This is a genomic window from uncultured Flavobacterium sp., from assembly GCF_963925185.1.
Lineage (GTDB): Bacteria > Bacteroidota > Bacteroidia > Flavobacteriales > Flavobacteriaceae > Flavobacterium.
On sequence record NZ_CAWURC010000008.1, the window covers coordinates 170,071 to 190,190 of the forward strand.

Below are 20,120 nucleotides of genomic sequence, written 5' to 3' on the forward strand. Positions count from 1 at the left end.
TTCACTGAACTCCGATTAAAATAAAAGCGAAGTGAAGTAATCAGGGCTAATCAGGAAACACGATGAACATTTATAATTTTAAAAAACTAAAATGTCAAACAACACAAAAGATATTGCAACAACTCCCCCTCCGGGGGTTAGGGGGGCTATTCAAAAACGAATTCTCGTACTCGACGGAGCAATGGGAACGATGTTGCAACGCTATAATTTTTCCGAAGAAGATTTCCGAGGGGTACGTTTCAAAGATTTTCCCTATTCCTTAAAAGGGAATAACGATTTGTTGTCCATAACACAACCACAAGCCATTGCAGCTATTCACGCACAATATTTCGAAGCGGGAGCTGATATTGTCGAAACCAATACTTTTTCAAGCACCACAATCGGAATGGCGGATTATCATCTCGAAGATATTGTTTACGAATTAAACTTTCAATCGGCAAAAATCGCTCGCGAAGTAGCCGATGAATTTACCGCACGAAATCCAGAAAAGCCCCGTTTTGTTGCCGGTTCTATCGGGCCAACAAACCGTACGGCAAGTATGTCGCCGGACGTAAACGATCCGGGTTACAGAGCCGTAACTTTCGACGATTTACGGATTGCATACAAACAACAAGTCGAAGCGCTACTTGATGGTGGCGTAGATTTACTTTTGGTCGAAACTATTTTTGATACATTAAATGCAAAAGCAGCACTTTTCGCCATCGAAGAAGTCAAAGACGAACGCAAAATCGACATTCCAATAATGGTTTCAGGAACGATTACTGATGCTTCAGGAAGAACACTTTCAGGACAAACCGTGGAAGCTTTCTTGATTTCGATTTCGCATATTCCGTTGTTGAGTGTAGGTTTCAATTGTGCTCTTGGAGCGCACCAACTGAAACCGTATTTGAAACAATTATCACAAAATACATCTTTCAATATTTCGGCGCATCCCAATGCTGGATTGCCAAACGCTTTTGGGCAATACGACGAAACACCAAAAGAAATGCAAGGGCAAATCAAGGAATATTTAGACGAAAATTTAATCAATATTATTGGCGGTTGTTGCGGTACAAATCCGGATCACATCCGATTAATTGCAGAAGTGGCGAAGGATTATAAACCGAGAAAAATTACAGAAACGATATAATGGCAGAAGCAAAACATAAATATTTAAAATTATCAGGTCTTGAACCGTTAATCATTACGCCGGAAACCAACTTCGTAAACGTTGGTGAAAGAACGAATGTAACTGGTTCGCGAAAATTTTTACGTCTTATCAAAGAGGAGAAATATGCCGAAGCACTTGCTGTGGCTCGTGATCAAGTAGAAGGTGGCGCACAAATCATCGATATTAATATGGATGAAGGAATGCTTGACGGCGTTTATGCAATGACCACTTTCTTGAATTTAATCGCTTCGGAACCGGATATTTCTCGAGTTCCTTTGATGATCGACAGCTCGAAATGGGAAATTATCGAAGCCGGTTTGAAAGTGGCTCAAGGTAAAAGTGTAGTGAATTCTATTTCTTTGAAAGAAGGAGAAGAACTATTTATTCATCACGCCAAATTGGTAAAACGTTATGGAGCTGCTGTAATTGTTATGGCTTTCGACGAAAAAGGGCAAGCTGATAACTACGAAAGACGTATCGAAATTTGCAAACGCTCTTATGATATTTTGGTAAACGTGGTTGGTTTTCCAGCCGAAGACATCATATTTGACCCAAATATTTTTCCTGTTGCCACAGGAATGGACGAACATAAATTAAACGCTTTAGATTTCTTCCGAGCTACAAAATGGATTAGAGAAAATCTTGCTTATGCACACGTAAGTGGCGGTGTGAGTAATGTTTCGTTCTCTTTTAGAGGAAATGACACAGTTCGTGAAGCAATGCATTCGGCTTTCTTATATCACGCCATCAAAAACGGAATGACAATGGGAATTGTAAATCCCGAAATGTTGTCTATTTATGATGAAATTCCAAAAGATCTTTTAGAACACGTTGAAGATGTTTTATTAAACAGAAGAGAAGATGCCACTGAACGATTATTAGACTTCGCCGAAAATGTAAAAGGTGATTTTAAAGTCAATGAAAAAGCAATTCAGGAATGGCGTTCAGGTACGATTCAAGAACGATTAACGCATTCCTTGGTAAGAGGAATTGACGAATTTATAGAATTAGACATTGAAGAAGCCCGATTAGCTGCGGATAAACCAATCGAAGTTATCGAAATCAACTTGATGGCGGGAATGAATGTCGTTGGCGATTTATTCGGAAGCGGGAAAATGTTTTTACCACAAGTAGTGAAATCAGCACGTGTTATGAAAAAAGCCGTGGCTTATTTGTTGCCTTATATTGAAGCTTCTAAAGAAGTTGGCGACAAGCAAGGGAATGGAAAAATCCTGATGGCAACCGTTAAAGGAGATGTTCACGATATTGGAAAAAATATCGTTTCAGTTGTTTTGGCTTGCAACAATTATGAAATCATTGACCTTGGCGTAATGGTTGCTCCAGAGAAAATCATTGCAGCCGCAATAGAACACAACGTAGATATCATTGGATTAAGCGGATTAATCACGCCATCCTTAGACGAAATGGTTTATTTGGCCAAAGAATTAGACAAGCAAAATATTAAAATTCCAATAATGATTGGTGGCGCAACCACTTCTCGTGCGCATACAGCCGTGAAAATCGCACCTCAATATAGAGAAACCGTAATTCACGTAAACGATGCTTCGAGAGCTGTTACTGTTGCGGGAAATTTATTGGATCAGAATCGAAAAATATATGCAAGTTATATTCGTGCCGAATATGATGCTTTCAGAGAAACTTTTTTGAACCGTTCTCGTGACAAGAATTTCTTGACAATTGAGCAAGCGCGTGTCAATAAATTAAAATTAGATTGGAAAAATTACAATCCAATGAAACCCAATTTTATTGGTACAAAAACTATCGAAGTCGATATGGATGTTTTGGTTCCGTATATTGACTGGACACCGTTTTTCAGAACTTGGGAATTGTTCGGAAAATATCCTGCGATTCTGACTGATGCCGTTTTGGGCGAACACGCACACTCCGTTTTTCACGATGCTCAAGAAATGTTGAAGGTTATTTTGAAAGAAAAAAAATTGACTGCCAAAGGGATTTACGGAATTTTTCCAGCAAATCAAGTCAATGATGATGATATTCAGTTGTATGATGAAAAAGGAAAAGAATTAGAGAAATTCTTGACTTTACGTCAGCAAGCACAGAAAACAAAAGGAGCTCCAAATATCGCTTTGGCTGATTTTATTGCGCCAAAGGAGACAGGTAAAACCGATTATATGGGTGCATTTTGTGTAACTACTGGTTTTGGTGTTGACGAATGGGCAGCCGAATTCCAAAAAGATTTGGATGATTATAATTCAATTATGGTCAAAGCATTGGCGGATAGATTTGCCGAAGCATTTGCCGAATATTTACACGAAAAAGTGCGAAAAGAAATTTGGGGTTATGCCGCAAACGAAGTTTTATCAACCGAAGCTTTAATCGAAGAAATCTACAAAGGAATTCGTCCGGCACCAGGTTATCCAGCTTGTCCCGACCATTTAGAAAAACCAACAATTTGGAAATTGCTCAATGTAGAACAAGAAATTGGAGTAACTTTGACCGAAAGTATGGCAATGTGGCCGGCTTCTTCGGTTTCAGGATATTATTTTGGAAATCCTGAAAGCAAGTATTTTGGACTCGGAAAAATAAAAGAAGATCAAGTTGTCGATTACGCCAAACGAAGAAATATTCCAACGGAAACAGCAGTAAAATGGTTGAATCCTAATATAGCAGACTAATAAAATGAAAGTAACAGAACATATAGATGAAGCAAAAGGGAAAACATTGTTTTCTTTTGAAATTATTCCGCCACAAAAAGGGAAAAGTATCCAGGAATTATACGACAATATTGATCCGTTAATGGAGTTCAAGCCACCTTTTATAGACGTGACGACTTCTCGCGAAGAATATATTTATGTGGATAAAGGCAATGGATTATTGGACAAAAAATTAACCAGAATGCGTCCCGGAACTTTGGGAATTTGCGCTTCCATAAAACATAAATATTCTGTTGACACAATTCCTCACGTGCTTTGTGGAGGATTTACAAAGGAAGAAACAGAGTATTTATTAGTAGATTGTCATTATTTAGGAATCAATAATGTAATGGCTTTGCGTGGCGATGCAATGAAAGATGAACAATCTTTTGTGGCAAAAGAAGGCGGTAATAATTATGCGGTAGATTTGGTAAAACAAATCCACCAATTGAATCAGGGGAAATACTTGCACGATGTAATGCACATTGACAACAAGGCTGATTTTTGTATTGGTGTTGCGGGTTATCCTGAGAAACATTTAGAATCGCCATCCTTGATTTCAGACTTGAAAAGACTAAAAGAAAAAGTAGATGCTGGAGCAGATTATGTTGTAACCCAAATGTTTTTTGACAACGAAAAATATTTTGAGTTTGTAAAAAAAGCCAGAGATATGGGAATTACCGTTCCAATTATTCCGGGAATCAAACCTATTGCCATACAAAGGCATTTGCAAATTTTGCCGCAAATTTTTCGAATTGATTTACCCGAAGATTTAATACATGCTGTGGAGAAATGCAAAACTTCAGCCGATATTCGTCAAGTGGGCGTGGAATGGGCAATCCAACAATCATTAGAATTGAAAGCTGCTGGTGTTCCTGTGTTACATTATTATTCTATGGGAAAATCAGAAAATATTAGGCAAATAGCGAGTAAGGTTTTTTAAAGTCATTGCGGGGAACGAAGCAATCGTAACTTCAATTAGACCTGACAGGTATTTAAATTCAAATAAAAAAACGCACCCAATCCTTCAACAAGATTTATTCGACATAGAAAATATCCTCGAAAAAGTAAAACAGCAAGGAATTGATTTTCTAAACTCAATTGATACTATTCCTACTTCGACCAGTAATTTAATCAAAAGAATTCCTCGAAGCTCTGCTTCGGGGTTATTCATTGGTTATCAAATCAAATAGGCTAATAAAGATACGGGGGAAAATTACTTAGCTTGCTTTTGGTGATAAAAAGCAGCAAGAAACAATAGTAAAAAAAGAGGTTGAATGAGAAATCTCCGAATATAAAACAAGGTCATTTTATTTGCTTCGCCAAAAAAAGAAAACACAAAAAAGAAGGCGATAACAAGAATTATGAAAAATAACAGATACAATAATGAGGCAAATTTTACGGCTACAAAATCCTTGAACAAGACATAAATTACTGCTAGAGATAGTGACGTATTAATAAAATATCTGAAAAATAAGCCGAGAAATAATTGAAAATTATCGATTTCTGGTAGTAGCAAATTATAATAATCGGATTTAAAATAATTTAAAAAAGGGTCGTAAAACAAATCATCTTCATAGGCTCTTATTAGAACCAATAAAAGCAAAAGCATCATCAATACTACAGTTTTTCCTTTATTATTTGACAGTTTTCGAAGCATATAAAGAAAATTTATTGGCCCAAATAATCCACAAAAGAAAAACTACTCCATAAATAAACAACGGAAAAACTACTCCGTGTAAAAAGTGTTGCTGTTTTGGAAAATAGTACATCAAAACACATAGAGCTGAAATCCGTATGACATTTAAAATATGAATTAGTAAACTCCCTCCAATAATATATAAAATAGTTGTTCTTGCTTTTCCTGAAAATGCAATAATAAAAGACGAAAATAAAATAATTACGCTTAATGCATTGCAACCTTCAATTATTCTAGCCATTTGTTTTTCATTAAAGAAGAAATTTACAGCAGGTTCTCTCGTATTTGGAACTATAAAAGCATCCTGATTAAATACCAAAAGCACATCCTTAGCTTGTTTTGCAACTAATTCAGTTAAATCATCTACTTCGAATTTTTGAACATTAAATTGCCCTAGGTAACTTTCATATATAAAAGTTAATAACAAATAAGTCAATAAAAACTTTCCTAAAAACAGCAGAAACGGCTTGTATGTAATAAAATATTTTTTCAAATTGAATTTTTAACAAATTTATATAAAAATAGGTAACATCATTTAAATACTTTTACAAAAAAATACTCCTATGACTTTTGAAGACTTAAAACCCAAAGTGACCTATATTATTTCAAATTCAGTTCTTTCAAGAGACGAAAAGTTGCTAAAAATCTGCGAGCTTCTCAACAACTCCATTGAATATTATAATTGGGTTGGTTTTTATTTCGCTAATCTAGAGACAAAAACATTACATCTTGGGCCTTATGTTGGCGCAGAAACAGACCATAAAATTATTCCATATGGAAAGGGTATTTGCGGACAAGTGGCTGTTTCCAATGAAAATTTTGTGGTCCCAGATGTAGCGGCTCAAGATAATTACATTGCTTGTAGCTTCACGGTGAAATCAGAAATTGTGGTTCCTTTATTTGTAAACGGGGAAAATATTGGCCAGATAGATATTGACAGCCACGTCATAAATCCATTTACCACAGCAGACGAACGCTTTTTGGAGTTTGTAAATCAGGAAATTGCGAAACTGTATTAAGATTTAAAATAATTTATGATTGCTTTGCCACTTCTCAAAATAAACAAATGTTTGTTTTGTTCGTGTCATAATTATTTTGTACCTTTGCAGCCGTCTTACAATAGCTGTATGACATACATAATAATCATTTAAATAATATTGGAATGTATTTAACAAAAGAAGTTAAAGAAGAAATCTTCGCTAAACACGGAGAAGTAACAAACACAGGGAAGTCAGAAGCGCAAATTGCTTTATTCACTTTCAGAATTAGCCACTTGACAGAGCACTTGAAAAAAAATCGTCACGATTATAACACAGAGCGTTCATTAGTTTTGTTGGTAGGTAAAAGAAGATCTTTGTTGGATTACTTGAAGAAAACAGAAATCAACAGATATCGTGAGATTATCAAAGTATTGAATATCAGAAAATAATCAATAGTAAAGAGGTGCGAAAGTGCCTCTTTTTGTTTTAATACGTTTTTAAAAAAGTTTGGTTTTTCATTGGAACACAACAACTACAACAACACAACTATTCTGCTGACAGGCAGAAAAACCAATGTAAAATTAAAAAAGGAAAAATTATGATTCCACAATTGTTCGTAGAAAGCATCGATTTAGGTGATGGAAGAAGCATCACAATCGAGACAGGACGTTTAGCTAAACAAGCTGACGGTGCTGTAGTAGTAAGAATTGGAAAATGTATGTTGCTTGCAACAGTAGTTTCCGCAAGAAAAGCAAGTCCAGTAGATTTTTTACCTCTTACGGTAGATTATCGCGAAAAATTTGCAGCAGCAGGCCGTTTTCCTGGAGGTTTCTTCAAAAGAGAAGCTAGACCAAGTGACAACGAAGTGTTGACCATGAGATTAGTTGACCGTGTATTGCGTCCACTTTTCCCAAGTGATTATCATGCTGAAACACAAGTGATGATACAATTAATGTCACACGATGATGATATCATGCCAGATGCATTAGCAGGATTAGCCGCTTCGGCAGCTTTGGCTTTGTCTGATATTCCATTCGCAACTTTAATTTCAGAAGCTCGTGTAGGACGTGTTGACGGTCAATTTGTCATCAATCCAAGTCGTGCCCAATTGGAATTATCTGATATCGATATGATGATTGGTGCTTCAACAGATTCTATCGCAATGGTAGAAGGTGAAATGAAAGAAATATCAGAAGCTGAAATGGTTGAAGCCATTAAATTTGCTCACGAACACATCAAAGTACAAATTGCAGCTCAAGAAAGATTAGTTGCTGCTTTTGGTAAAAAAGAAGTTCGTACATACGAATTAGAAAGAGAAGATGATGCTATTTACGCTAAAGTAAAAGCGGCAGCTTATGATAAAATATATGCAATTGCAAAAGTTGGTTCTTCAAAACAAGAAAGAACTGCTGCATTTGCAGAAGTAAAAGAAGAGGTAAAAGGGTTGTTTACTGAAGACGAATTAGCGGCTGATGGTGATTTAGTGAGTAAATATTTTTACAAAACTAACAAAGAAGCGGTTCGTAATGTAACCTTAGATTTAGGAACACGTTTAGATGGTAGAAAAACGAACCAAATTAGACCAATATGGTGTGAAGTTGATTATTTACCATCGGTACACGGATCAGCATTGTTTACTCGTGGAGAAACGCAAGCATTGGCAACAGCCACTTTAGGAACTTCAAGAGAGGCAAACCAGATTGATTCTCCATCACAACAAGGTGAAGAAAAATTTTACTTACACTATAACTTCCCTCCTTTCTCAACTGGAGAAGCTAAACCTTTAAGAGGAACTTCAAGAAGAGAAGTAGGTCACGGAAACTTGGCCCAACGTGCTTTGAAAAATATGATTCCTGCTGATTGTCCTTATACAATTCGCGTAGTTTCTGAAGTGTTAGAATCTAACGGTTCTTCTTCAATGGCTACTGTTTGTGCGGGTACATTATCATTAATGGATGCTGGTATTCAAATGATTCGTCCTGTTTCTGGAATTGCAATGGGATTGATTACAGATGGTGATCGTTTCGCAGTTTTATCAGATATTCTTGGTGATGAAGATCACTTGGGTGATATGGATTTCAAAGTAACTGGAACTTCAGAAGGAATTACTGCTTGTCAAATGGACATAAAAATTGACGGATTGAAGTACGAAATTATGGAAGCGGCTTTAGCTCAGGCTAGAGATGGCCGTTTGCATATTCTTGGAATTCTAACCGATACATTAGCGGCTCCAAAAGAAGATGTTAAAACATATGCTCCAAAAATTATCACCAGAACTATTCCTGGTCAATTTATTGGTGCATTAATTGGACCTGGAGGAAAAGTAATTCAAGAATTACAAAAAGCTACTGGAACAACTATCGTTATCAATGAAGTGAATGAACAAGGGGTTATCGAAATTTTAGGAACTGATCCTGCTGGAATTGCAGCAGTATTGGCTAAAATTGAATCGATCACTTTTAAACCACAAATGAACGAATCATACGAAGTGAAAGTAATTAAAATGCTTGATTTTGGTGCAGTTGTAGAATATACAGCAGTACCCGGAAACGAAGTATTGCTTCACGTATCTGAACTAGCTTGGGAACGTACTGAAAATGTTTCTGATGTGGTAAATATGGGTGATGTTTTTATGATTAAATACCTTGGTATGGATCCGAAAACGAGAAAAGAAAAAGTGTCAAGAAAAGCACTTTTGCCAAGACCTCCACGTGAGTAATCAGATCTTAGTTTACTAAAGGTTCTTTATAGGAAACCCCGTTTCATTTGTTTGAAATGGGGTTTTTCGTTAAACAAAAAATTATTTTATACTTTTTGTAACTTTTTACAAACCTTATACGTATAATCACTTGTACACTTAAAATTGAGTACACAAAAACATGAGACAACTTAAAATCACCAAGCAGGTAACCAATCGTGAAACTGCATCATTAGACAAGTATTTACAGGAAATTGGAAAGGTAGATTTGATTACTGCCGATGAAGAGGTAGAATTGGCACAAAAGATTAAAGCAGGTGATCAAGCAGCATTAGAAAAATTAACGAAAGCCAATTTACGTTTTGTGGTTTCGGTGGCCAAACAATACCAAAATCAAGGCTTGACGCTTCCCGATTTAATAAACGAAGGGAATTTAGGATTGATAAAAGCAGCGCAACGTTTTGATGAAACACGTGGTTTCAAATTCATTTCGTATGCCGTTTGGTGGATTCGTCAATCGATTTTGCAAGCCTTGGCAGAACAATCTCGTATCGTTCGTTTGCCATTGAACAAAATTGGTTCTATCAATAAAATCAACAAAATGTATGCTTTGTTAGAGCAATCTAATGAAAGACCGCCAACAGCAGAAGAAATTGCCAAGGAATTAGACATGACCGTAAATGATGTTAGAGAGTCTATGAAAAACTCAGGGCGTCATCTTTCTATGGATGCGCCACTTGTTGAAGGAGAAGATTCAAACCTTTACGATGTATTGCGTTCAGGCGAATCTCCAAATCCAGACAGAAACCTAATTCAAGAATCATTACGTACCGAAATCGAGCGTTCATTGGAAACATTAACTCCAAGAGAAGCCGACGTCGTTCGTTTGTATTTTGGTCTTGGTGATCAACACCCAATGACATTAGAAGAAATAGGAGAAACTTTCGACCTAACTCGGGAGCGCGTTCGTCAGATTAAAGAAAAAGCCATTCGCAGATTGAAGCATACTTCAAGAAGTAAAATATTAAAAACCTATTTAGGTTAACATAATAGTAACGACGGTCTGATACGCTGTTCGTTTTTTGATTGATGGTTAAAACCTCGGCTGATTACCGAGGTTTTATTTTTTAATAATATAAATCAGCTAAGTTCGCTTTGCTCGGGTATCTGGAGTTTTATTTTTTATATATACCTTTGCATAAACAATACAACTTGTAAAGACGCACTGCAGTGCGTATCAACATAACAAATAAACAATGAAAAATACACTCATAGCTCCATCAATCCTTGCAGCTGATTTTGCCAATTTGCAACGTGACATCGAAATGATAAACAATTCCGAAGCCGACTGGTTTCATATTGATATTATGGATGGTGTTTTTGTTCCCAATATTTCTTTTGGAATGCCAGTTTTGGCTGCCATTGCAAAACACGCCAAGAAAACAATCGACGTGCATTTGATGATTGTAGATCCAGACCAATACATTAAAACCTTTGCCGATTTAGGCGCAAATGTATTATCCGTTCATTACGAAGCCTGTTCGCATCTTCATAGAACACTACAAGCCATTAAAGCCGAAGGAATGAAAGCGGGAGTTGCCATAAATCCACACACAAACATTGACTTATTGGAAGACATCATCAACGACATCGATTTGGTTTGTGTTATGAGCGTAAATCCTGGATTTGGAGGACAATCGTTTATAGAGAACACTTATGAGAAAGTTCGAAAACTAAAAGCATTAATCAATAAAAAAGGCGCTTCAACTATTATTGAAATTGATGGCGGCGTTACCAATAAAAACGCAGTTCAATTAGTAGAAGTTGGTGCCGATGTCCTTGTTGCTGGAAACTTTGTTTTCAAAGCAGAAAATCCAACACAAACTATTGCAGACTTAAAGAAATTGACTGCTTTTTAAAAATTCAGAGATAGCTTTAAATAAAAAAACCCAAAGACTAAATCTTTGGGTTTTTTTGTGGTGACCGCGGCAGGGTTCGAACCTGCAACCTTCAGAGCCGAAATCTGAAATTCTATCCAGTTGAACTACGCAGCCAATATTTTAATTACGAATTTCAAATTACGAATTATGTGAACGTAATTCGTAATTTGAAATTCGTAATTATTTATACTAAAAGTTTTTTAACGATTGTCGAAATGGTTTTTCCTTCGGCGGTTCCGCCTAATTGTGCGGCGGCTAACCCCATCACTTTTCCCATTGCGGCAATACCAGACGCTCCAGTTTCTGCAATGATTTTTGCAATGATAGCTTCCACTTCTGCTTCGCTTAATTGTGCTGGAAGGAATTTTTCAATTACAGCTATTTGTGCCAATTCTGGTTCCGCTAAATCCAAACGGTTTTGTTCTGTGAAAATTTTGGCGCTTTCCTTGCGGGTTTTTACTAATTTTTGAAGCAATTTAATTTCGTCTGCGACTGATATTTCCTCTTTTGATCCTGTAGCTGTTTGAGCTAAAAGGATTTCGGATTTAATAGCTCTTAACGCTTCTAATGCCACAGTATCTTTGGCTCTCATGGCGGTTTTGATGTCCTCCATGATTTGTGTTGATAAACTCATATTAATTTACGATTTATGATTTTATTAAAAACTGAATACTTGTATGCCGACAGGCAGACTGTAAACTGATTCCTTTTTTGCCCCAGATGGAAGTGAAAAGCCCTTTTAGAGAAAATGTGTTTTTTCCTGAAGTTAAAAAGCGACCAAAGGAAGCTCTTTTAGTTTCTTGGAAAAAAGCATTTACGGAAAAAGCTTGAAACGAACAGCCGGATTAAGGCCCGACAAATTTAAAAAATTTTAATGGGATTAGCAATAGACTGTTTTGTTACTAATAAAGACAAAAAATAACCCGAAAATTGAATTCAATTTTCGGGTTGGGTAACATTAGTTTTGGTTAGTTAGTCAACATTGTCATGTAAGTACGAATTGTTAGAGCGTAACTGAAGATCGTCATTACTATCCGTTCCCACAGAAATCCTAGAATTCGCGCTATTCGTTTGAGTGTTAGAAAGATCGATTCCCACTCTCTTATAGGCTGGCTCTTTTTCTAATTCGTCAATTTTTGAAATATTATTATGGAATTTATAGTTAAATTCCTTTAATTTTTTTCTTCTTTCGTCAGCCTTGAACTTTAATGTTTCTTCAATAGTCATTTCCATTGGAGAAACGTTTTCGAAAGTAGAAGTTTTATTTTCAAACGTATCTACCCTTTTCATCGTAATATTCATCTCTTCGGGAATCACTTCTTCAACGGTTGTCATTGATGGTTTTGCATCTAAAAGAATGTTTTCTAATTCGGTGAATTCTTCAAGTGAATATCTAATAATTCCTTTGTCGGTCAATTCAGTTACCGGAACAAATTGTACAGGTTCATTAACTTCAATATCCCGAGTTTCATTAGTAAGTTCAAATAAAATTTTATCCTCGGTTTTTACAACTGTTTCTTTCTTAAAAAGAGGCAAGTCGAAAGAAAAAGTAGTTTGTTCTTCATTTTCAAAAACTTTTGGTGCCACAACTTCTATTTGTTTCACCAATTCGCTTATGTTCGTGTCAATTATTTTTGGGGACTCAACCATAAAATCGACATCATTTATTGGAGAAACTATTTCGAAAGTCACGTCTAAATTTTTAATAAATTCAGACATAACCATTAACTCTTCTTTATTTATTGAGACAACAGCTGGCTCAACAACGGTATCTTCTAACAATTCAAAAACAATTCTTTCGGTTGAATTTGATACTTTAGATTCATTGTCCAAATTGAATGCTGCAACTGTTTTTTTTGTCAAATCATACTCGTTTTTTTGTTCGTCTTCAAGGGTGTGAATAATCTTTTTAGGTTCTGTGTTTACAATTTCATTTTGTTGTTCAACATCAAATCCAGTTGCAATTATTGTAACCGAAATAGAACCTCCGAGGGTTTCATCTTCACCAACACCCATAATAATATTGGCATTATGACCTGCTTCTACTTGGATAAAATCGTTGATTTCACCTATTTCATCAATCGTAATTTCATCAGAACCGGAAACGATGAGCAACAATACGTTTTTGGCACCGGTGATTTTATTATCGTTCAACAAAGGAGAATCTAAAGCCGACATGATTGCGTCCTTGGCTCTATTTTCGCCCGAAGCTGTAGCTGATCCCATTATGGCAGTTCCGCTATTTGCCAAAACTGTTTTAGCATCTTTTAAATCGATATTTTGGGTGTAGTGATGTGTGATTACTTCTGCAATTCCTCTTGAGGCTGTCGCCAAGACTTCGTCTGCTTTTGAAAATCCTGCTTTGAAACCAAGATTTCCGTATACTTCTCTTAATTTATTATTATTAATAACAATTAAAGAATCAACTTGTTTGCGTAATTTTTCTATCCCTATAAGTGCTTGTTCTTGACGCACTTTTCCTTCGAACAAGAAAGGCAGCGTGACAATTCCTACAGTCAGAATATCTCTTTCTTTGGCCAATTGTGCAATTACTGGCGCAGCACCCGTTCCAGTTCCTCCACCCATTCCTGCTGTGATGAAAACCATTTTGGTATTACTGTCGAGCATTTTTTCAATGTCGGCAATACTTTCTATAGCCGATTGTTGTCCTACATCTGGGTTTGCTCCGGCACCAAGTCCTTCGGTCAAGTTTACTCCTAACTGAATTTTATTGGGTACAGAACTGTTATCCAAGGCTTGTGAATCGGTGTTACAAACGATAAAATCGACTCCTTTGATGCCTTGTTTAAACATGTGGTTTATAGCATTGCTTCCGCCTCCACCTACTCCAATAACTTTTATTACATTTGATTGGTTTTTAGGTAAATCAAATGAAATGCTTCCAAATTCTGAGTTGCTCATCATCTTATTGGGTTTTAGTATTTATTGTTTTTAATTTTTTTTTTCCTGTTTTTTTATTCTGCGTTGTCCAAAAAATCTTTAATCTTGTCTACATATCTATCAAAAAACGATCTTCTTATTTTTTCATCCGTAGATTCTTCTTTCTTATTTCCGTTTTGTCTTTCAACTTGACTTTCAACTTCTTCAATTTCTTGTTTTTGAATAACTGGCGCTCTCACTACAGAGGTTTTTTCCGGAACTCCTGTATCAATCATGATAGCACTTTGTGTTTTGTTTTCGATACTGTTCATTACCAATCCTACGGCTGTAGCGTATAAAGGACTTGATATTTCTTCATCGGAATTTCCGGCTAAATGTTCGTTTGGATATCCAATTCTCGTGTCCATGCCAGTGATATACTCCACTAATTGTTTAATATGTTTCAATTGAGCTCCACCGCCTGTTAGCACAATTCCCGCAATCAATTTTTTACGCGGATCTTCATGACCATAGTCTTTTATTTCGGTGAAAACCTGTTCTATAATTTCAACAACACGGGCGTTAATTATTTTGGATAAATTCTTTAATGAAATTTCTTTTGGTTCTCTTCCTCTTAATCCCGGAATCGAAACAATTTCATTGTCCTTGTTTTCTCCTGGCCAAGCTGAACCAAATTTAACTTTCAATAATTCGGCTTGCTTTTCGATAATTGAACAGCCTTCCTTAATATCGTCGGTAATCACGTTTCCTCCAAAAGGAATTACGGCTGTGTGACGAATAATTCCGTCTTTAAAAATGGCCAAATCTGTTGTGCCACCACCAATATCAATTAAAGCAACTCCAGCTTCTTTTTCTTCCTGACTCAAAACCGCATCAGCTGAAGCTAATGGCTCCAAGGTTAAACCTGACAATTCTATTCCCGAACTTTGAATACATCTACCCACATTTCTAATAGAGGCCGCTTGTCCCACTACAACATGAAAACTAGACTCTAATCTTCCGCCATACATTCCAATAGGTTCCTTTATTTCGGATTGCCCATCAATTTTAAATTCCTGTGGCAAAACATGAATTATTTCTTCTCCAGGCAACATTGCCAATTTATTTACTTGATCAATCAAAAGTTGAATGTCATCTCCTCCAATTACTTCTTCGGCATTACTCCTAATGATGTAATCGCTATGTTGAATACTGCGAATATGTTGACCTGCAATTCCCACAACAACGTCTTTAATTTTATAACCCGATTTATTTTCGGCCTCTAATACAGCTTGCTGAATAGATTGTATTGTCTGAGTAATGTTATTTACAACACCTCTTGCGACACCTAAACTTTTAGCTTTTCCAACGCCTAAAATTTCAAGTTTTCCGTACTCATTTTTCTTGCCTATCATGGCAACAATTTTTGTTGTTCCAATATCTAGACCTACTGCAATATTCTCTTTTTCCATTATCTCTTATTTAGAACACACGACTTGTTGCGCAAACCTGAGGTCAATTGTTTTATATTTATATAACGAACTATCTAAAACTGCTTTTTGAAAAAAAGCTTTGTAATTATTGAATTTTGATTTCACTCTTATGGTTTTGCCAAAATCAATTTGATAATTAAAATTCCTATTAAGCATCCTCAAGCCTCCGTTTGGCATAATTTGAACACCAATGATGTTTTTTTTCAAAAATTCATCGTCATGAATTATGCGAAATAATTCAGCTAAATCCTCGCTATTTTTTTTATTAATTTCTCCCGAAACAAGTGGAACTCTAGCTGTGAAATTTGTTGATAACGGCATTCTATTTCCCTCGTAATCAATGTAAAAAGAATCATCACCGTCAAAAACTCTAGCTATTGGAGTTTTTTGTTTAACTACTGCTTTTAAAATTCCATCAATGCTTACAAACACATCTGACCTCTCAATCATTTCCTGTGTATTTAAAGCCTTTTCCAGTTTATTCAAATCTAATTTATCTTTACCAATACTTTGCGCATCCTTGTTATTTTCTATTAACAATTTATTAACCGTTTCTTGGTTCACAAAAGGTGCGTTTTCTCCTATAAAAATAACAACTGATTTTTTTAGTTTCCTACTTTCATTTCGTTTTGAAGTGAATGAAAAAAGGAAAATAACTAATCCAAACATTAGCACTAATCGAATATTTGACCAATTAAATAGTTTCATATAACGCTTTTTTGATTAATGGTACCATTTCTCCAATATCTCCTGCTCCAATAGTTACAATAATTGTTGCATCACTTGCTAAAATTGACGAAATCAATCCCTGTTTTGAAACTAATTTCTTATGATTATTGTTTATTTTTTCCAATAACCAAGTTGACGTAATTCCTTCCATCGGCAATTCACGAGCTGGATAAATATCTAATAAAATCACTTCGTCAAAAGCGGCAAGACTTCTTGCAAAATCATCGGCAAAATCTCTGGTTCTGCTAAATAAATGTGGCTGGAAAATCGCCAAAACTTTTTTTTCGGGATACAGTTCTCGAACGGCTTGATGAACCGCATTTATTTCAGTTGGATGATGTGCGTAATCGTCTATATAAATCAAATTTTCTCTTTTAATTTGGTACGAAAATCGTCGTTTTATTCCTTTAAATGAACGTAAGGCAGCAGCAATGTCTTCATTTGATAGGCCGAAAGTTTTTGCCATTGCCAATGCCATAAGTGCGTTCATTAAATTATGTTTTCCAGGCAAGCCAAATTCTAAATTTTGAATGATTTCCATAGGTGTTCGCACATCAAAAACGTATTGACTGTTAACAATCCTGATGTTAAACGCAGAAAAATTAGCCTCTTCGTTTACGGCACAAGTGATGCCATTAATTGGCAAGTCTTTGGTAATAAAAAGTTTGCTTTTGTCTTCTACTTTATCCGCGAATTCCACAAACGATGCTTCTATTGCTGATTTGTCTCCATAAATATCCAAATGATCCGCATCCATCGAGGTCACGCAAGCAATATTAGGATGTAAATGCAAGAAGGACCGGTCGAATTCATCTGCTTCGACAACTGTTACTGTTTTTCCATTTCCTATTAAATTCGAATTATAATTTTCGACAATTCCGCCAACAAAAGCGGTAACATTAACTCCACTTTCAAATAAAATATGCCCTAAAATTCCTGAAGTCGAGGTTTTTCCGTGGGTTCCTGCAACTGCAAAACAGAAAGTGTCTTTTGTAATTATTCCAAGAACTTCGGCTCTTTTCTTTACTTCAAAATTGCGTTCTATGAAATAATTCCACTCTGAATGTTGCACTGCAACTGCTGGAGTAATAATTACCAAAGTGTTTTCAATGTAATAATCGGCAGGAATTAAATCAATATTATCTTCAAAATGAATACCAATTCCAAGTTGTTGCAACTCATTTGTTAGTTGCGTTTCGGTTTTGTCATAACCCGATACATTCTTACCGATGGTTTTGAAATAACGCGCCAAAGCACTCATTCCGATTCCTCCGATTCCTATGAAATAGACGTTATGTATTTGATTTAGATTCATCTTTAATTTCAATTTCAATAGCAATGACAATGTCCAAAAGATTTAGAATTGACATTTTACTACTGTATTAATTATTTACTTTTTTATTACTCACATTGACATTGTCATTGCGATTGATGTTGTATTAGTTTCACGATTTCGTCAACAATTTGTTTTGTGGCGTTTGGCAAAGCCAATCGTTTGATGTTCTTTCTTAACTGATTTTGTTTTTCTTGATCTTTAAGTAAGTCTTCAAAAACCAGACTAAATTTTGTCTCAAGCTCACTTTCCTTTATCATAATCGCACCATTTTTATCGACTATCGATTTTGCATTTTTGGTTTGGTGATCTTCGGCAACATTTGGAGAAGGAATAAAGATTACTGGTTTTCCTACGATGCATAATTCAGAAACCGATGATGCGCCAGCTCGAGAAATCACAATATCAGCAGCAGTATAAACCAAATCCATTCTGTCAATAAATGCCAAAACTTGAACATTATTCGAATTGTATTTCTTGTATTCTTCAAAATATAATTTACCACATTGCCAAATTATCTGCACATTTTGAAAAACTATATTTTCAAATTCTTTTTCAATTAATTGGTTAACTCTTCTCGCACCTAGGCTTCCGCCAAGAACTAATAAAGTTTTTTTGTCAGTATTTAAATTTAAATACTTAATTGCTTCTTCTCTTTTACTTCCGATGTCAATTAAATCCAGACGGACTGGATTTCCGGTCAAAATCATTTTTTCTTTTGAAAAAAACCGATCTAAATTTTCGTAGGCAACACAAATTTTGTTTGCCTTTTTACCCAATAATTTATTGGTTATTCCCGGAAACGAATTTTGTTCCTGAATCACCGTTGGTATGTTGAGCATATTTGCCATTTGTAATAGTGGACCTGAAGCAAAACCTCCAGTTCCAATTACTACATTGGGATTGAATTGTTTAATTATTTTTCTAGATTTCCATAAACTATCGATTAATTTGAATGGAAAAACTACATTTTGCAAAGTCAATTTTCGTTGTAAACCGGCAATCCAAAGACCTTTAATTTTGTAACCTGCTTGAGGTACTTTTTGCATTTCCATTTTGTCTTTGGCGCCCACAAAAAGAATTTCAGCATCAGGGAAACGGAATTGTAATTCATTGGCAATAGCAATGGCAGGATAGATATGTCCTCCCGTTCCGCCACCACTTAATATGAATTTGTATTTTGCCATTTTAATGAACTATATTTTATTTTTAAATTATTTATTTACCAATAACCGCATTCATTGGATTATTCGCTTTGTCTTCGATAGAATAACTTACTTCTGAATCATTTAATTCCACCTCATTTTCTTCTTCTATTTGCTTATCAATTAATTTTTTAAGTGCCGATTCTCTTCTTGCTTTGTCTTTTATTTCTTCGGCAATTTCTTCGTCTTTTTTGGTCACATTGATGATGATTCCCAATGCGATACTCGTCATCCAAATAGAACTTCCACCGCTACTTATGAATGGCAATGTCTGTCCTGTTACGGGCAATAATTCGACTGCAACGGCCATGTTGATCATTGCCTGAAAAATCATTGGAAAACCAAGTCCGACGACCAGCAATTTTCCAAATAAAGAATTGGCTTTGTGCGCCGCAACAATGAATCTAAAAAACAACAGCAAATACAAAAACAAAACTCCCAAGCCACCAATTAATCCCCATTCTTCGACAATTATAGCATAAATAAAATCGGAGGATGACTGTGGCAAAAAGTGTTTTTGTACGCTTTTTCCAGGTCCAAGTCCATAAATTCCTCCGGAAGCAATTGCGATTTTTGCTTTTTCTATTTGGTAATCGTCTTCGCCAGGTTTGTTCGTTCTGAAATTTTCGATCCGACTCGTCCAAGTATCCACTCTACTAAAAAAATGAGAATCCGGAAAAGCCTTGGCCAACAAAACAAATAAAGCCAATGCCGCAATTCCAGTCCCAATGATAAATCCGATATATTTCAACGGGTATTTTCCAACAAAAGCCAACATCAAAACCATGGAGAATATCAACGCCGCCGTAGAAAAATTAGACGGCAAAATAAACATTAACGTTATGAAAACTGGAAGCCAAAGCTCCAACAATGATGCTTTAAAAGTAACTTCCTCTTCTCTTTTTTTTGATAAATATCTGGCCACAAATATTAACAAAACAATAGATGCCAATGTCGAGGTTTGAAAGGTTATTCCAATGAACGGTACCTGGATCCATCGACTGGCATTGGCCCCAGCGATAACAGTTCCTTTTATCATTGTGTAAGCCAAAAGTATCCAAACAATGGGCAAAGCAATTTTAGAAATTCCTCTGTAGTAATGGAATGGCACTTTATGAACCCAATAAATAATGATGAAACCAATGAAAATATGGGCCAAATGTTTCAGCAAGAAACTGATTGTGTTTCCTGTCCCATGGTTCATATAAGCCAAATTACTACTCGCACTAAAAACAGGCATAAACGAAAACAACGCTAATAAAGCCACAAATGACCATATTACTCTGTCTCCTTTTAAATTATTTACTAGTTCTTTCATTTGATATTAGACATGCTATT

General features: G+C 35.7%; 17 protein-coding genes and 1 tRNA gene. 8 read left to right on the forward strand and 10 right to left on the reverse strand.

From position 1 onward, the window contains the following. The first annotated feature begins 91 nt into the window (after positions 1-91). Genes AABM59_RS02750 through metF form a run of 3 tightly spaced genes read left to right on the forward strand, consistent with a single transcriptional unit; the run spans position 92 to position 4,768 of the window. Positions 92-1,129 (forward strand): homocysteine S-methyltransferase family protein, encoded by a 1,038-nt coding sequence (locus tag AABM59_RS02750; RefSeq protein ID WP_338407443.1) that lies wholly within the window; start codon positions 92-94, stop codon positions 1,127-1,129. Then, positions 1,129-3,807: a methionine synthase gene (gene metH, locus AABM59_RS02755; RefSeq protein ID WP_338407444.1), complete on the forward strand. Its 2,679-nt coding sequence runs from the start codon at positions 1,129-1,131 to the stop codon at positions 3,805-3,807. The genes AABM59_RS02750 and metH overlap by 1 nt, the downstream gene beginning before the upstream one ends. A gap of 4 nt (positions 3,808-3,811) precedes the next feature. After that, positions 3,812-4,768, forward strand: a complete 957-nt coding sequence (gene metF, locus AABM59_RS02760; protein WP_338407445.1) for a methylenetetrahydrofolate reductase [NAD(P)H] — start codon at positions 3,812-3,814, stop codon at positions 4,766-4,768. A 273-nt stretch (positions 4,769-5,041) separates the two neighbouring features. On the opposite strand, the gene AABM59_RS02765 is transcribed toward metF, so the two are convergent. After that, positions 5,042-5,485, reverse strand: a complete 444-nt coding sequence (locus AABM59_RS02765) for an exosortase F system-associated protein (protein WP_338407446.1) — start codon at positions 5,483-5,485, stop codon at positions 5,042-5,044. Beyond that, positions 5,463-6,017 carry an exosortase family protein XrtF gene (gene xrtF / locus AABM59_RS02770; protein WP_338407447.1) on the reverse strand — a complete coding sequence of 185 codons (555 nt, stop codon included), beginning with the start codon at positions 6,015-6,017 and terminating at the stop codon, positions 5,463-5,465. Before xrtF ends, AABM59_RS02765 begins: the two co-directional genes overlap by 23 nt. 70 nt (positions 6,018-6,087) lie before the next feature. On the opposite strand from xrtF, the gene AABM59_RS02775 reads away from it, so the two are divergent. From AABM59_RS02775 to rpe, 5 genes are all read left to right on the forward strand, one after another. Continuing rightward, positions 6,088-6,543, forward strand: coding sequence for a GAF domain-containing protein (locus AABM59_RS02775; protein WP_338407448.1), 456 nt, complete (start codon positions 6,088-6,090; stop codon positions 6,541-6,543). A 143-nt stretch (positions 6,544-6,686) separates the two neighbouring features. Then, entirely contained in the window at positions 6,687-6,953 is a 267-nt protein-coding gene (rpsO, locus tag AABM59_RS02780; RefSeq protein WP_291104783.1) for a 30S ribosomal protein S15, read from the forward strand. Between the two features lie 149 nt (positions 6,954-7,102). Continuing rightward, positions 7,103-9,223, forward strand: a complete 2,121-nt coding sequence (locus AABM59_RS02785) for a polyribonucleotide nucleotidyltransferase (RefSeq protein ID WP_338407449.1) — start codon at positions 7,103-7,105, stop codon at positions 9,221-9,223. A gap of 160 nt (positions 9,224-9,383) precedes the next feature. Next, on the forward strand, positions 9,384-10,247 hold the full coding sequence (locus AABM59_RS02790; RefSeq protein ID WP_194312649.1) for a sigma-70 family RNA polymerase sigma factor: 864 nt from the start codon (positions 9,384-9,386) through the stop codon (positions 10,245-10,247). 211 nt (positions 10,248-10,458) lie between these two features. After that, positions 10,459-11,121 (forward strand): ribulose-phosphate 3-epimerase, encoded by a 663-nt coding sequence (gene rpe / locus AABM59_RS02795; RefSeq protein ID WP_338407450.1) that lies wholly within the window; start codon positions 10,459-10,461, stop codon positions 11,119-11,121. Between the two features lie 58 nt (positions 11,122-11,179). On the opposite strand, the gene AABM59_RS02800 is transcribed toward rpe, so the two are convergent. The 8 genes from AABM59_RS02800 to AABM59_RS02835 form a co-directional block, all read right to left on the reverse strand. Then, a tRNA-Arg gene (locus tag AABM59_RS02800) sits at positions 11,180-11,256 on the reverse strand. Between the two features lie 70 nt (positions 11,257-11,326). Further along, entirely contained in the window at positions 11,327-11,776 is a 450-nt protein-coding gene (locus AABM59_RS02805; RefSeq protein ID WP_338407451.1) for a GatB/YqeY domain-containing protein, read from the reverse strand. A 338-nt stretch (positions 11,777-12,114) separates the two neighbouring features. Continuing rightward, positions 12,115-14,067: a cell division protein FtsZ gene (gene ftsZ / locus AABM59_RS02810; RefSeq protein WP_338407452.1), complete on the reverse strand. Its 1,953-nt coding sequence runs from the start codon at positions 14,065-14,067 to the stop codon at positions 12,115-12,117. 50 nt (positions 14,068-14,117) lie between these two features. Continuing rightward, on the reverse strand, positions 14,118-15,494 hold the full coding sequence (gene ftsA / locus AABM59_RS02815) for a cell division protein FtsA (protein ID WP_338407453.1): 1,377 nt from the start codon (positions 15,492-15,494) through the stop codon (positions 14,118-14,120). 6 nt (positions 15,495-15,500) lie between these two features. Beyond that, a complete protein-coding gene (locus AABM59_RS02820) occupies positions 15,501-16,223 on the reverse strand; it encodes a cell division protein FtsQ (protein WP_338407454.1) in 723 nt (240 codons plus the stop codon). Beyond that, positions 16,210-17,559, reverse strand: a complete 1,350-nt coding sequence (gene murC, locus AABM59_RS02825; protein WP_338407455.1) for a UDP-N-acetylmuramate--L-alanine ligase — start codon at positions 17,557-17,559, stop codon at positions 16,210-16,212. The genes AABM59_RS02820 and murC overlap by 14 nt, the downstream gene beginning before the upstream one ends. Before the next feature lie 104 nt (positions 17,560-17,663). Continuing rightward, positions 17,664-18,764: an undecaprenyldiphospho-muramoylpentapeptide beta-N-acetylglucosaminyltransferase gene (gene murG / locus AABM59_RS02830; RefSeq protein ID WP_338407456.1), complete on the reverse strand. Its 1,101-nt coding sequence runs from the start codon at positions 18,762-18,764 to the stop codon at positions 17,664-17,666. 31 nt (positions 18,765-18,795) lie between these two features. After that, positions 18,796-20,100, reverse strand: a complete 1,305-nt coding sequence (locus AABM59_RS02835; RefSeq protein WP_338407457.1) for an FtsW/RodA/SpoVE family cell cycle protein — start codon at positions 20,098-20,100, stop codon at positions 18,796-18,798. Between the last annotated feature and the right edge of the window lie 20 nt (positions 20,101-20,120).